The 15,992-nt window shown below is 42.4% G+C and carries 7 protein-coding genes; 6 read left to right on the top strand and 1 reads right to left on the bottom strand.

Annotation, left to right across the window (positions count from 1 at the left end; all coding sequences use genetic code 11):
- The first annotated feature begins 2 nt into the window (after nucleotides 1-2).
- Genes QWZ01_RS08555 through QWZ01_RS08530 form a run of 6 tightly spaced genes read left to right on the top strand, consistent with a single transcriptional unit; the run spans nucleotide 3 to nucleotide 13,625 of the window.
- Nucleotides 3-1,082 carry a Gfo/Idh/MocA family protein gene (locus QWZ01_RS08555; RefSeq protein ID WP_290322884.1) on the top strand — a complete coding sequence of 360 codons (1,080 nt, stop codon included), beginning with the start codon at nucleotides 3-5 and terminating at the stop codon, nucleotides 1,080-1,082.
- An 8-nt stretch (nucleotides 1,083-1,090) separates the two neighbouring features.
- Nucleotides 1,091-2,680, top strand: a complete 1,590-nt coding sequence (locus QWZ01_RS08550; RefSeq protein ID WP_290322883.1) for a sodium:solute symporter family transporter — start codon at nucleotides 1,091-1,093, stop codon at nucleotides 2,678-2,680.
- 3 nt (nucleotides 2,681-2,683) lie between these two features.
- Nucleotides 2,684-4,876 (top strand): alpha-L-rhamnosidase-related protein, encoded by a 2,193-nt coding sequence (locus QWZ01_RS08545; protein WP_290322882.1) that lies wholly within the window; start codon nucleotides 2,684-2,686, stop codon nucleotides 4,874-4,876.
- 5 nt (nucleotides 4,877-4,881) lie between these two features.
- Complete coding sequence (locus QWZ01_RS08540) at nucleotides 4,882-8,172, top strand: glycoside hydrolase family 2 TIM barrel-domain containing protein (protein ID WP_290322881.1); 3,291 nt, start codon at nucleotides 4,882-4,884, stop codon at nucleotides 8,170-8,172.
- A 4-nt stretch (nucleotides 8,173-8,176) separates the two neighbouring features.
- Nucleotides 8,177-11,575, top strand: coding sequence for a glycosyl hydrolase (locus tag QWZ01_RS08535; protein WP_290322880.1), 3,399 nt, complete (start codon nucleotides 8,177-8,179; stop codon nucleotides 11,573-11,575).
- Between the two features lie 25 nt (nucleotides 11,576-11,600).
- Nucleotides 11,601-13,625, top strand: a complete 2,025-nt coding sequence (locus tag QWZ01_RS08530; protein ID WP_290322879.1) for an aceric acid hydrolase — start codon at nucleotides 11,601-11,603, stop codon at nucleotides 13,623-13,625.
- A gap of 57 nt (nucleotides 13,626-13,682) precedes the next feature.
- Here QWZ01_RS08530 and QWZ01_RS08525 read toward each other — a convergent pair whose 3' ends face one another.
- On the bottom strand, nucleotides 13,683-15,992 hold the full coding sequence (locus QWZ01_RS08525) for a DUF5703 domain-containing protein (RefSeq protein ID WP_290322878.1): 2,310 nt from the start codon (nucleotides 15,990-15,992) through the stop codon (nucleotides 13,683-13,685).

The raw sequence follows: 15,992 nt of genomic DNA, 5'->3' as shown, positions 1-15,992 counted from the left end.
TAATGAACATTGGAATATTAGGATTGGGCGAGGGCCGTAGCACCATGTCGGCCGTACTGCAAAGCAACAAATTGCAATTGAAAATGGTATGCGATATGAATATAGAAATGTGTAAGCGCCGGGCCGAAGAATTTAACTTCCATCACTACACAACCAATTATCAGGACATGCTTGATGATGTCGGAATTGATATTGTCGCTATCTACACACCTGATCATTTGCATGCGGAACATGTAAAACAAGCCTTGCTGCATGGCAAACATGTGGTGTGTACCAAACCATTTATTGATGATTTAAGTAAGGCTGCCGAATTATTGGAGTTGGTAGAAAAAAGCAGCAAGCGTGTATTTATTGGCCAAAGCTCCCGCTTTTTTGAACCGATGAAACGCCAACGGAAAGATTATAAAGAGGGTTTAATAGGTGAATTAATTACTATAGAAGCTTACTACCACGCCGATCATCGCTGGTTTTTGGAAAAGCCTTGGTCATTGCAACAGGCTTTTAAATGGTTATATGGTGGTTTAAGTCATCCTACAGATTTTATACGTTGGTATTTACCTAATATAGATGAGGTAATGGGTTACGGCATGCTGAGTTCAAACGGGGCGAAGGGAGGTTTGAAAAACCCGGACACCATGCATTTTATTTTTAAAGCTAAGGATGGCCGTATTGCAAGAGTAAGCGGTTGTTATACTGGCCCGGTACAACCTGCTACGCGTGATAGTGAAATGAGCTGTATTTTAAGAGGAACTGAAGGCTGCAGCCAGGGCGATTACATGGATCTGCGTTATGCCGTTACCGATAAAACAGGGGAGGAGCGTATCATTACCTGGGAGCACAAGCTGAAACATTATTTCCGTTTTGAAGGCAAAAGTCATCATGCGGGGGAGTACCAAAACTACCTGGAATATTTTGCTGATAGCATTACCGAGGGCTATATCGCTTATCCGGATATTAAGGAAGGTATAGGCACAATCGCTTTACTACAAGCAATGGATCGGTCGTTACAAACCGGTAAGCCGGTAAAAGTTGATGATATTTTAGCTGAATTTAATTTATTATCCCAGCAGTTAAGCGCATGATTATCTGCATGAGCAATATCGTTTCGCGATTAACTGTGCTGGATTACTCGGTAGTGGTTGTTTACCTAATCATTCTGATGGTGATTGGTTATCGCGCCAGCTTCAGCAATAAAAAACAACCAGATGAAACCTTGTTCCTGGCCAATAAATCATTGGGCTGGGCAAGTATTGGTTTTAACATGTGGGGAACCAATGTAGGGCCTTCTATGTTGTTGGCCTTCGCAAGTATTGGTTATAGCACGGGCATCGTGGCTGTAAATTTTGATTGGTATGCTTTTGTTTTCCTAATGCTGCTGGCTTTGGTTTTCGCACCCAAATATATTGCGGCTAAAGTATCTACTATGCCGGAGTTTATGGGTAATCGTTACGGAAAATCAACGCGGAATATTTTGGCTTGGTATGCACTTATTAAAATGCTCATCTCCTGGCTTTCATTAGGGCTGTTTGCTGGTGGTTTTTTGGTAAGGCAGATCCTCGGTATCCCCATGTGGCAATCGGTTATTGTATTGGTTTCATTTGCCGGTTTATTTGCATTCACAGGTGGTTTAAAAGCTATTGCCAGAGTAAATGTATTTCAAATGCTTTTGCTTATTGGCGTATCGCTCACGTTAACCATTTTGGGAGTTACCAAAGCAGGTGGACTTTCCGCTGTATATCATCATGTACCTGCTAATTACTGGAACCTGATTCATCCGGCAAGCGATGTTAAATATCCATGGTATGCTATTTTATTGGGTTATCCGGTATCTGCAATTGCCTTTTTCTGTACAGATCAGGCTATGGTTCAATCAGTGCTGGGTGCTAAAAGCTTGGAACAGGGACAATTGGGTGTAAACTTTATAGGATGGCTCAAGATATTGTCATTACCCTTATTTATCCTAACGGGAATTTTATGTTTTATCCTGTATCCACATCTTGACGATCCGGCACTGGCTTATATGACTATGGTTACAAACCTTTTTCCACCCGGTATGAATGGACTTGTGATTGTGGTGTTGATAGCTGTTTTGGTAGGCACAATTGGGTCTTCCTTAAACTCGTTAAGTACGGTATTTACAATGGACCTTTATGCGGAAAAGATCAACCCGCATGCTACCAATAAAGACCTGATCCGTGTTGGCCGTATGACGGTTATCGCTGGTTGCATATTCGCTGTTGGTATGGCGCTGGCTATAGATAGTATTAAGGGTCTTAATTTGTTTGATGTATTTCAATCGGTACTGGGCTTTATTGCGCCGCCGCTTGCCGTAGTTTTCCTGTTAACGGTTTACTGGAAACGCACAACACGCAAAGCTGTAAATATAATTCTTTCGGCGGGGTCAGCTTTTAGTTTGGGCACGGGCGTAATGTATTTATGGGTATTGCCCTCTGCACAGTATCACTTTTGGCCGCATTACCTGCTCCTGTCGTTTTACATTTTTGTTTTCCTTACTGCCACCGCCATTGTAGTTTCATTACTCGATAGTTCCCCCGAAATATATCAACCCAATGAGCAGGAGATCAGCAATATTGCAAAACCTGCCAAACGCGTAAAATTAGCCTGGGCATTACTCACTGTAGTGATGATCGTTTTATACCTCATTTTTAACGGACATTAAAATATGAATAGATATAATACCAATAAATTGAAAAAATGGCTTGTGATTATCCAGTGCTTAAGCTTCATTTTTATCAGCGATATAGTCAAAGCGCAGCAAGCTACCTGGATATGGTATCCAGGCGATTATGAAGTTTGGTTGAGCAATAAAATGCAAAACCGGCGTACAGAACGTGGCGCTTTTTTACCACCGTTTTGGAAGTTGGATAGCCACTACTCACTTATTGAGTTTCATAAAGATTTTACCTTTTCTGCCCCCGAAAAAGTAGAGCTTTTTGTAGAAGGACAATATAATGTAAAACTTGATGGTAAGGCATTTTCCGGTTATCCGAAGTCTATTACTATACCTGGAGGTAAGCATCGTTTAAGTCTGAAAGTTTATAACCAGGCAAGTGTGCCGGCAATTTATGTAAAGAGCGAACATCTGGCATCCGATACATCATGGCTGGTGACTTTTGAGGATAAGGAGTGGATAGATCAATCAGGCAAAACTTCTGATGTATCGGCTACAAAATATGTATCTGCCGGTGCCTGGAATTTTAACTCGGCAGATAAAACTCCATCTAATTTTCGACTACCTACGGAAGAGCATCGCCCTGAAAAATTAGAAAAGAAAGAACATTCCATTTTGGTTGATTTTGGCAAGGAAACCTTCGGCTACGCTAAACTAAATGGCTTAAAAGGAAAGGGAAATGTGAAGTTATGTTACGGAGAATCAAAGGAAGAAGCTTTATCTGCCGCTACCTGCGAATTATTAGATAGCATGCATTTTGATCAACAGCAAAAAATAGATTACACGATGGAGGACTCACGTGCATTCCGCTATATTAATGTGTTGTTTGATGGTGATATAAGTGCCGATGATATATCGATGTTGTACGAATATTCACCGGTGCAGCAACGCGGGAGTTTTCGTTGCTCTGATGAAGAGATAAATAAAATATGGGATGTATCTGCTTATACGCTGCACCTGAATACGCGTGAGTTTTTCATTGATGGTATCAAACGTGATCGCTGGGTGTGGTCGGGTGATGCTTATCAAAGTTATCTCATGAACTATTACCTGTATTTTGATTCGCCTACGGTTACCCGTACACTGTATGCTTTAAGAGGCAAGGATCCGGTAACCAGTCACATCAATACCATTATGGATTATACCTTTTATTGGTTCATGGGTATTTATGATTACTACCAATATACCGGTGATAAAAGTTTCATCAAACAAATGTACCCGCGAATGCAAAGCATGATGAACTTTTGTCTTAGCCGAAAGGATAAGGATGGCCTGATGAAAGGTTTACCCGGCGACTGGGTATTTATTGACTGGGCTGATAAACTCAGTAAGCAAGGTGAGGTGAGTTTTGAGCAGTTGTTACTTTGCCGCAGTATGGAAACTATGGCCCTGTGTGCCAATATTATGCAGGATAAGCCAGCAGCAAACCAATATGATAAGCTTTCAAAGGAGCTCAGATCAAAAATACTTACTTACTACTGGAATAACCAGAAACATGCACTGGTACACAGTCGTGTTGATGGCAAGCAAACCGATAATGTAACGAGGTATGCCAATATGTTCTCTATCTTTTTCAATTACCTCACCGAAGCGCAAAAGAAGGATGTAAAGAAATATGTGCTGCTGAATAATCAGGTGCAAAAGATCACAACACCATACATGCGCTTTTATGAACTGGAAGCCCTTTGTGCCATGGGTGAGCAAAAGCATGTACTTCAGGAAATAAAAGATTATTGGGGAGGAATGCTCAAACTGGGCGCAACCACCTTTTGGGAGGAGTATGATCCCAGTAAATCAGGGGCCGAACACTATGCTATGTATGGCCGCGAATTTGGTAAGAGCCTATGCCATGCCTGGGGAGCAAGCCCGATATACCTGTTGGGTAAATATTATTTAGGAGTTAAACCAACGGCTCCGGCTTATAAGCAGTATCTGATTGAACCTAAGTTAGGTGGTTTGCAATGGATGGAGGGCAGCGTACCTACACCGCATGGTGATATTAAATTGTATTGCAGCACAAAACAGATCAGGGTAAGTGCAGATAACGGCGTTGGGATATTGCGCTTTGCCAGCGCATCCGTACCAGTTTGCAAGGATGGTAAGGTAGTAACCAAGGGCAAAAATGTATATGAGTTGAGCATTGCAAAGGGAAAGAAATATACTGTTGATTATAGTGCCTTGTAAGAATAATGAAGAAATTAATTTGCATATTATTTATCATAGGGCTATCATTAGGTAAGCTTTACGCTCAATTGGTTGATAAAACCCCTGCGCCAATACCCAATGTACCGGTCATATATGATGCCGAGCCTTGGGAAAACCCACAGGTTGATGGTATTAACCGCGACCCGGCCCGGGCTACTGCTTATTCGTACGCAAGTATACAGGATGCTCTAAAAGGTGATCGTGACCAATCGGGTCGTATGCTGTCATTAAACGGCTATTGGGACTTTAGCTATGCAAGCAAACCTGCCGATGCCCCAAAAGATTTTTACAAGAATAGGGTAAGCGGTTGGAAAAAGATCATCGTACCATCCAGCATCGAAATGCAGGGTTACGATAAACCCATTTACAAAAGCGCGGTTTATCCCTTTAGGCCGGTTAACCCGCCACATGTACCGCAGGACTATAATGGCGTAGGCAGTTATCAGCGCACATTTACTTTACCCGCTAATTGGAAAGATATGAACATTACCCTGCATTTTGGTGGTGTAAGTTCAGGGTTTAAGGTTTGGCTCAATGGTAAGTTTTTAGGTTATGGGGAGGATAGTTTCTTACCATCGGAATTTAATATCACGCCATATCTGCAGGCGGGCGAAAATGTGGTCTCGGTACAGGTAATTCGCTGGAGCGATGGTTATTTTCTGGAAGACCAGGATCAGTGGCGCATGAGTGGCATCCACCGCGAAGTATTGCTATTGGCCGAACCTAAATTACGCATAGCCGATTTTCAGTGGCAGGCCAAATTGGATAAACAGTATAAGGATGCGATATTCAGTATCCGTCCGCGGGTGGAGAACCTGACAGGTAAGGCTGTTCTCGGTTATAAAATACAGGCACGTTTATTTGATAAGAATAATAAAGAGGTTTTGCAGAAACCTTTGGAACGTAGTGTGGAAAGTATCATCAATGAAATATATCCAAGGCTGGATAATGTAAAGTTCGGCTTGCTCGAAACCACAATAAAAGATCCTGAGAAATGGAGCGATGAACAGCCTAATCTTTACACGCTCGCACTTTCATTAGTTGATAGCCTTGGCCATACGCTCGAAGTTAAAAGCTGTAAGGTAGGCATCTGGAGTATTGAATTTGGTAAAGATAACGGCAAGCTGCTTATTAATGGAAAAGTGACTTACCTGTACGGTGTGAACCGGCCAGACCATGATCCAATTAAAGGCAAGGCGTTATCCCGGGAGGATATTTTGAACGATGTGCGGACTATTAAACGCTTTAACTTTAACTGTATCCGCACCAGTCATTATCCTATGGACCCATATTTATATGATCTGTGCGATCAGTACGGCATTCTCGTTATTGATGAAGCAAACCTTGAAACCCATGGTCTGGGCTCTAAACTAAGCAACGACCCTATGTGGACCGGCGTTTACCTTGACCGGGCCACCCGCATGGTAATGCGCGATAAAAACCACCCAAGCATTATTATCTGGAGCCTGGGAAACGAGGCGGGGAGAGGCCCTAACCATGCTGCCATGGCTGGCTGGATACATGATTTTGATATTACCAGACCCGTTCACTATGAGCCTGCACAGGGAACGCCGCAAGCCGAAGGATATATTGATCCAACAGATTCGCATTATCCTAAAACAAATGATCACTCGCACCGCTTGCAAAATCCTATCGATCAACCTTATGTGGATATTGTGAGCCGCATGTATCCTGGGTTATATACAGCGTCGTTATTGGCTAATCAGCAAAACGGAGATAACCGGCCCATATTTTTTGTGGAATACTCACATGCCATGGGCAACTCTAACGGTAACCTGAAGGAGTTTTGGGATCAGTGGCGCTCAACCAAACGTGTAATCGGCGGTGCTATCTGGGAATTTAAAGATCAAGGTTTGCTGAAACATGATTCAACAGGCACACCATACTATGCCTATGGAGGCGATTATGGCGAGCGATACTTTGATAATTTCACCATTAAAGGTATTGTGGCATCAGACGGAAGGCCAAAACCTGCTATTTATGAATGTAAGCATGTGTTTCAACCCGCAGTTTGCGAATTAAAGAACGCTGCCCAGGCGCTTATCCATATTAAAAACTGGAGCAGTTTGAATAATTTAAATAGCTACAACGTTTATCTGCAGGTTAGGGAAGATGGAGATATAATTCAAAAGAAAATATTACCCTGTATTAATCTTGATGCAGCTCACGATACAGTTATCAGCCTGAAACCATATCTACCGGAGTTTAAATCTGGTCACGAATACCTGGCCGATATTCACTTTACGCTTGCAGAAGATAAACCCTGGGCGCAACAAGGATATGAGATAGCTGAGGATCAGTTTGCTTTAACTCGCTTGCAGGAGGCTAAAAATATATCTCCAAATTATCCAAATGTTACAGTTACTGATAATGCTTCAGCATATAACATTAATGGCAATGGCTTTGAAATACAAATTGATAAGTCGACTGGGGCCTTAAGTTCCTACATCCTAAAAGGACAGCAACAGCTATTTGCGCCTTTACTACCTCATTTTACCCGCCCAGTTACAGATAACGACCATCGCGGCTGGAAGGCAGAAAAGAAACTTAAACCGTGGTTTACAAATGCGCCTAAGCTAACAAATGTCAATTTTGATAAATCATTGAAAGGGATAGTTAAAATTAGCAGTATATACAGTCTTATCAACGATAGCGCATCAGTAAAAGTAACCTACACTATTAATGGAAATGGAATCATTAAAGTAGATTATGATTTAAAGACTGACCCTCATCTCCCTAACCTGCCCAAGATAGGTATGCAAATGGGTATTCTGCGGGCTGATAGTAATATCAGCTACTATGGCCGAGGCCCCTATGAAAACTACATCGACAGGCGCACAGGTTCAGAGGCAGGTATATATCATCAAGCTATTCATCAATTTATGGAAACTTATGTAGTGCCACAGGAAAATGGTAATCGAACAGATGTACGCTGGATGCTGCTGCATCAAAAAAATGGAGGTTTATTAATTGCTGCCGATAGCTTGCTAAGCATGAGCGCCTGGCCGTATACAGAAGATAATATTGTACATGCTAAACACACCAATAAGCTAATGGACGCAGGTTTTATAACCTTGAATATTGATCTGATACAAATGGGCGTGGGGGGCAATGATAGTTGGAGCGAAGTAGCTGAACCACTTGAACAATATCGCATACCTGCAAAAAATTACCATTATAGTTTTTACCTCTCTCCTTATACAGGTAACAGCGAGAAAGCGGGTGAAGCAGCATCTAAAATCAAATTTAAATAGCATTATGAAAAGGTGTGGATTGATAATGCTGATTTATATGTGCTGCCTGATATCGGGAGTATTGGCCCAGGTAAAGAAAGTGCCTGCCGGTAACAGTTTGGAGCAGGTGTTCCGGCACCCGCCAGAGGCTGCCAAACCTTGGGTGTTCTGGTACTGGATGCAGGGCGCGGTAACCCGTGAAGGTATCACCACCGATCTGCAAGCCATGAAACAGGCAGGTATAGGTGGCGCTTATCTGATGCCTATTAAAGGACCTGCTAATCCGCCATATATCAATCCGCCGGTTCAACAATTAAGCCCAGAATGGTGGGCTATGGTAAAATACACCATGCAGGAAGCCGACCGCATAGGCGTTAAACTGGCTATGCACGATAGTGATGGCTTTGCCCTGGCAGGCGGCCCTTGGATAACACCTGAGTTATCCATGCAAAAAGTAGTATGGTCAAAAAAGTTGGTTACAGGCGACAAAAAGTATCAAGATACTTTACCAACCCCTTCTCATTACAAAAATTATTATCAGGATATCCAAATACTGGCGTATTCCTCCTTACCAGGCGAAGAAATAAGTAGTTATGATGCGCATCCGAAGTTAACAACCAGTTTAACCGGTACTGATGTACAATATCTTGGTGAACGGGGTAATAAAAAAAACTTCGCCAACAGCGAGCCTTGCTGGATGCAATTACAATTTGAAAAGCCATTTACTTGTCGTTCGCTCATTATCCACACAACATCAAGCAATTATCAATCAGAAAGATTGTTGGTTGAGGTTAGTGACGATGGTGAAAAATTCAAATCGTTGGGTAGGCTGCAAGCCCCTCGTCATGGCTGGCAGGATGGTGATGCAGAGATCACTAATAGCATTGAGCCAACTACAGCAAAATATTTCCGTTTTATATACGATAAAACCGGTTCAGAGCCAGGTGCAGAAGATTTGGATTTTGCTAAGTGGAAGCCATCATTGAAATTATCAGGTATCGAACTTTCTTCCGAACCACGCATTCACCAATATCAAAGTAAAACCGGCGAAGTTTGGAGGGTAAGTAAGCTCACAACTATAGCTCAAATTTCAAATGACTTGTGCATCTCCCCAAACAATATTATTAATCTAACAGATAAAATTGATACACAGGGTAAATTGCATTGGGATGTACCTCCAGGGCGGTGGACTATCCTGCGCATCGGCCATACTTCCACCGGGCATACCAATGCAACGGGTGGCGCTGGGAGTGGCTTGGAATGTGATAAATTTAACCCGGAAGCTGCCAGAATACAGTTTGATCATTGGTTTGGTGAAGCAGTTCGCCAGGTTGGTCCTGAATTGGCAAGACGTGTATTAAAGATTTTTCATATAGATAGCTGGGAATGTGGTAGCCAAAACTGGTCGCCTGTGTTTGCTACCGAATTTAAGAAACGTAGGGGATATGATCTTTTAGCTTATTTACCGGTAATGGCAGGTATACCTGTAGAAAGTGCCGAAACTTCAGAAAAGGTATTAAGCGATGTAAGACAAACTATTGCCGAGCTACTCGTAGGTAACTTTTATGGTACTATGGTTAAGCTGGCCCATGCTCAAGGCTGTACTTTTACAGCCGAAAGTGTTGCCCCAACCATGATGGGCGACGGTATGTTGCATTATCAGCAGGCTGATATACCCATGGGCGAATTTTGGTTTCGGAGTCCTACGCACGATAAACCCAATGATATGCTGGATGCTATTTCCGGCGGTCATATATATGGCAAAAATATTATTCAGGCGGAGGCATTCACCGAACTGCGTTTACTCTGGGATGAGCACCCTGCTATGCTCAAAACTATGGCCGATCGTAATTTTGCCCTTGGTATTAATCGCTACGTTTTCCATGTCAACGTGCATAATCCATGGCTCAACCGTAAACCGGGTATGACGCTTGATGGTATTGGTATGTACTTTCAACGCGATCAAACCTGGTGGAAACCCGGAAAGGCCTGGTTTGAATATATTCAACGTTGCCAGGCCTTGCTTCAAAAAGGACACCCGGTGACAGATATAGCAGTTTTTACCGGTGAGGAAACTCCACGAAGAGCTATACTACCTGATAGATTGGTTAGTACCTTACCCGGTTTATTTGGTGCAGAAAAAGTAAGGCAGGAGACCGAAAGACTTGCAAATAAAGGTGAGCCAATGGCAAACGGTATCAGCGACGCCAGCCACTCTGCGAATATGGCTTTACCTGAAAATTGGATAGATCCCCTGCATGGTTATGCCTATGATTCATTTAATAAAGACGCATTGTTGCGCCTCGCTACTGTAAAAAATGGCCGAATAATCTTACCTGGTGGTGCAAGTTATGCTATATTGGTAGTTCCCGGAGTACATCCAATGTTTCCGGATTCAGGCTTAATGTCTGCCGAAGTAGTGAAGCGTTTGCAGCAATTAGTTAATGACGGGGCTACTATCCTGATCAATAATCGCCCCATGAAAGCGACAGGTATGGGTAATAATGCCGATGTTGAAAAGGCAGGTGACAGACTCTATGCAAATAGTAACCAAAAGGGTAAATTGATTATTAGCTCATACCAAAAAGATAATTTTGATGAGCTGGGGATTACTCGTGATTTGATTGCCCGGGAAAATGGTGGTTTCGCAACCAGTATCGCCTGGACGCATCGGCGGGCATCAGATTTTGAATTGTATTTTATATCAAATCAGGAGAATAAAGAACGTACAGTCAATCTATCATTAAGAACAAGCGGCTACATACCTGAACTTTGGGATGCACTTACCGGAGAGATGCATATTGCAGAAAAGTGGCACATGATTGCTGGTCGTACGGAATTGCAGGTAACACTGCCATCTAATGGTTCAGTATTCGTTATCCTACGGAAATCGACATCAGCATTAGTTTCAAAAAATAGTAAAACAATAAAGCCAAATGATGTGCAAACTATAACAGGAGCCTGGAAGATTCAGTTTGATCCTCAGTCGGGAGGGCCAAGATCACCCATTAGCTTTAATAAATTGAATGATTGGTCCACTCTAACTGAGGCTGGCATCAAGTATTATTCAGGTACCGCTGTATACAACCAATCGTTTACCTGGAGTGGTAAAGTGAATGATCAGGTTTGGTTAAATCTTGGACGAGTAGAGAATCTTGCACAGGTTTATGTAAACGGAGTTGATTGTGGTGTAGCCTGGACTTACCCATACCAGGTCAATATCTCCAAAGCGCTCAAAAGAGGAAATAATCAATTAAAAATTGAAGTGACCAACACCTGGGCCAATCGCTTAATAGGTGATCATGCATTGCCTGAAAAAGAACAGACAACCTGGACAAATGCACCTTACCGACTTGAAGGGAGGCAATTATTGCCAGCGGGTTTATTAGGGCCAGTTAAATTGATAAAGCTTAAACAGCAATAAATTGAAAAATATGAGGTGGAGTAAAATGATCAGACTATTAGCCATTTGTTTAATATTGGTAGTTGGCGATGCAAGCGCACAGCAAAAAGCTTTGGTAAATACCGGTAAAAGCAAGTATGCCAAATTAAGCAGTGTGGATATGGGCGATGTAACCTGGACAAATGGTTTCTGGGCCGATAGGTTTAAGGTTTGTCGCGATACCATGATCCCCAATTTATGGCGAATATATACCGATGCAAAGGTCAGTCATGCTTACCGTAATTTTGAGATAGCAGCAGGACTCGATACTGGCTCACATCAAGGTCCGCCTTTTCATGACGGCGACTTTTATAAACTGTTTGAGGCTGTAGCCAGCATGTATGCTTCAACGCATGACCCTAAATTTGATGCATTGATGGATAAAACCATAGCAGTAATTGCTAAAGCTCAGCGTGCAGACGGTTATATTCATACACCAACCATTATTGAGGAGCGTAAAAATTCCGGAAAAGAAAAGGCGTTTAATGATCGTCTTAATTTTGAAACTTATAATCTTGGCCATTTGATGACAGCAGCCTGTATCCATTACAGGGCAACGGGTAAAACCAATATGCTGAAACTGGCCATTAAGGCAACAGACTATTTGTATAACTTTTATAAAACGGCTTCGCCCGAGTTGGCGCGTAATGCTATTTGCCCATCGCATTATATGGGTGTGGTTGAGATGTATCGTACTACGCATGATCCTAAATATCTGGAACTGGCCAAAAACCTGATCAACATTCGTGGACTGATGGACAACGGCACCGATGATAACCAGGATCGTATCCCTTTAAGACAACAAACCCAGGCTATGGGCCACGCTGTACGAGCAAATTACCTGTTTGCGGGCGCTGCTGATGTTTATGCAGAAACAGGTGATACTACTTTAATACATACCCTTAACCTGATGTGGAATGATGTGGTGAACAGGAAAATGTATATAACAGGTGGCTGTGGCGCGCTTTATGACGGGGTTTCGCCAGATGGTACATCTTATAATCCCAATGATGTTCAAAAAGTGCACCAGGCTTATGGCCGCGATTATCAATTACCCAATTTTACCGCTCATAATGAAACCTGTGCCAATATTGGCAACGTATTATGGAACTGGCGCATGCTGCAGGTTACCGGCGAAGCCAAATATGCTGACGTAATGGAGTTGGCTTTATACAATAGTGTATTATCAGGTATCAGCCTAAGTGGTAGGAGTTTTTTGTATACCAATCCACTTAGTTATTCGGATGAATTACCGTTTAATCAACGGTGGTCAAAGGATAGGGTGGGGTATATCAAGCTATCTAATTGTTGTCCGCCAAACGTAGTACGCACTATTGCCGAGATTAACGATTATGCCTACAGTGTATCGGACAAAGGTTTGTGGTTTAATTTATATGGAGGGAATACACTGACTACCAAGCTAAAAAATGATGCTGAAATAAAACTCAGCCAGATAACCAGCTACCCGTGGGATGGCAAAATTAGCATAAGTATTGATCAGGCTCCAGATAAGGCAACCTCTATGTTTTTTCGCATTCCCGGGTGGAGCAAAGATGCTATTATAAAAATTAACGGGACTGCTGTTAATCAGGTTCTTTCGCCGGGTAGCTATGCCGAGATCATTCGTAATTGGAAGACAGGTGATAAGATAGAACTTAATCTACCAATGCCGGTAACCATGATGGAGGCCAACCCTTTAGTAGAAGAAACCCGTAACCAGGTAGCAGTTAAACGTGGCCCTGTGGTATATTGTTTAGAATCAGCTGATCTGGAAAAAGGGCAAAAGGTGTTTGATATTGCATTATCAGCTCAAAATGAATTAAAGCCCGAGATGATAACTATAGATAATAGTCCGATCATGAGCCTTACCGGCAAGGCAGATGTACGGGAAGAAAACAGTTGGAAAAATCAGCTTTATAAACCAGTAACCTCACCTAAACAGAACGCGGCTAACATTAGATTAATACCGTATTATGCATGGGGCAATCGTGGCCATGCGGATATGGAAACCTGGATACCTTTGGATAGATAAAGGATTTCGGGGCAAAAGACATAGGATTTGTGAATAAAAGATGGGTATTATGATTGCTTATTTTTCAAGCATCATCACTACATCTTTACTTCGTTCTGCCGGGAGTACTTTTAAATTCTCAACTTTTCCATTTTTGAGAGTTGCTTCAACGGTGGTATTATTAGGCGCGTAAAGCTTAAAATGTACATCCCAGTTTTTAGGCCAGGCTGGGAATAGGTAGATCTTTTTATCATCAACCTGAAGAAGCATTTCCTGCAGACCAATCATGCCTGAACCACCCCAGTTATGGTCAGGTGTCCAGTCGAATCCCGGGCCCCAAAAAGTCGGGAAACGCTGTTGGGAATTTTTGAGTTTGAATGAGGTTAAGGCTGCAGCTTCTTTGGTTAAGCCAAGACGGGCGGCAAATATATTATCCTGTTTCCAACCCATGCCGCTTCTAAATTTGATGGCAAGCGTATCCAGTTTCCAACTATTAAGGGCAATATCCAATCCGGGTTTACCGATACCATAAATACCCCAGGGAAATATAGGGTAAAATTGAGGACTTTCCACGTTGTTTACCCGTTCCCATGATTTTGCTGGGGTAAATATCTTTTGCCCATTAATTTCACCAAAACTTATTGGAGGTATCCGTTTAAGCAATGCCTCCAGCTTCAACCGATCTTCTTTATCTATATATCCATGTGGTAGTGCCAGCATACGCTGGGTAATAGTTTGCAGCGCAGCAATGGTTGAGTTGGAATTATAAGCCATTTTAAAAGTTTCGGCAGCAGAACCCGGGTATAAAACCAAATGACCATTGCCATCAAGCGCTTTACTGCTTCTTAAGCGCGACAAGTATTGATAATGTTCATCAAAAAAAGTGAGGCAACTTTTTATAAGCGGGATGTATTGATGAATATCTTTACCCGCATAGCGTTCTGTTTCCAGTATCATGAGGCAAAACTCAAAAACTGTGTCCCAGGTATATTCAAGCCATGCGTTATACTCAACACCTTTGTCAAAACCAGGAGGACGTTTCCACGTATACTCTGCGCTGTTAGGCAGACCAAAGTTTTCAAGCTGTTCGGTAAAACATGCCCCGGCGTGCCTCCAATAAACCTGACTGCGCAACTCTACATTATGCAGCGCACGCAGGTAAAAATCAAACTGCGGTTTCATGAGATCGAAATCACCGCTTTTGAGCATAGGGAAATATACCAGGCGTTGGTTTTGCGCCGTCATTAAGCCGCCTCCCCAGTTTCGGAAATCAGGCGTATACGGCATCTTCTCGTTTACAAATACCGGATCGTAAGTAAACAAGCCCCCGTTAAACTTGGTGGGATATTCACCATAAGCATTACACCCAAGCATATACCGAAATAATTGGTAATTTTTGCCGGTTTGCCAGGCAATGGTATCAGCATTTAGGTTGTTTGGGTTTATATTGATAAAACTCTTGCCCCAATACTTACTCCACCAAGCGGCCGTTTTTTGCCAGGCCGTTTTTTGATTTACTTCTGCATTTTTGACAACGTTATTTAGCCCATTTTGCCATTTTGGAACGTCGGTTTGATCTGTGTTAAGATATATTTCTACATCCTGATCATGTGTTGGTTTGGTACTTTGTAATTTCCAGCCATCAAAATCAGTGTTTTGGTAAGTTCCGGTGTAAGTGCCATTTGGTTTCAGATTTTTACCCTTAACTATTCCCCCAAACGTAAGGCCTTTAAGTGGATTGAATAGCTGGCTTTTCACAGATTCCATCCCTTGTTGTTTTACAGTGGCATCAAATATGGTAGAGTCTGAATTGTGGTGATAAAACAATATGGCATTGTTTTGAAATGAGATGCTATCCTTATGGGTTAAAACCGCGCTTTGTGGTGCAAACTTCCATGAACCCTGGTTATTTTCTGTGCCTTTTACGGCTCTGTCTTTATAACGCCAACTTTCAAAAGCAACTGTCGTTTTTAATCTCGTATTGTTTTTAATGTTCAGATGAATTACAGGGCTGTAAACATCAACCCAAATCCTGATCCTTGTTTCAACCTTTCCATTCTTTCCGGAAATAAGCACCGATCCGTTTTGAAGTATTAGCTGCTGCTTGAAAACATTACCCTCAAATGGGTTGGGTGTGAGTTTTACTCTCATCCGGCCTAATTTTAACATCGCATTATTCTCATCAAACGTGCCGCTGCGTGCAATGTAAAAAAGCAGGTCGCCATGTTCAACCCAAACATTGAGGCCAATGTCGCCCCCCCCGCAGGGCATAGATCCGCTTGAATTTTGGCTTTGGCTTGTCCAGGTAACATTGTATTTTTCAATGCTGCTTTGCCCCAGCACTGTGGTACAGTAAAATAACAATATCAGGAGCAGTGCTTTTTTCAT

The sequence above is a fragment of the Mucilaginibacter aquaedulcis genome (assembly GCF_030409325.1).
Lineage (GTDB): Bacteria > Bacteroidota > Bacteroidia > Sphingobacteriales > Sphingobacteriaceae > Mucilaginibacter > Mucilaginibacter aquaedulcis.
The sequence above is the reverse complement of the archived record's forward strand: the minus strand, read 5'-3'. Positions and strand labels throughout refer to the sequence as shown.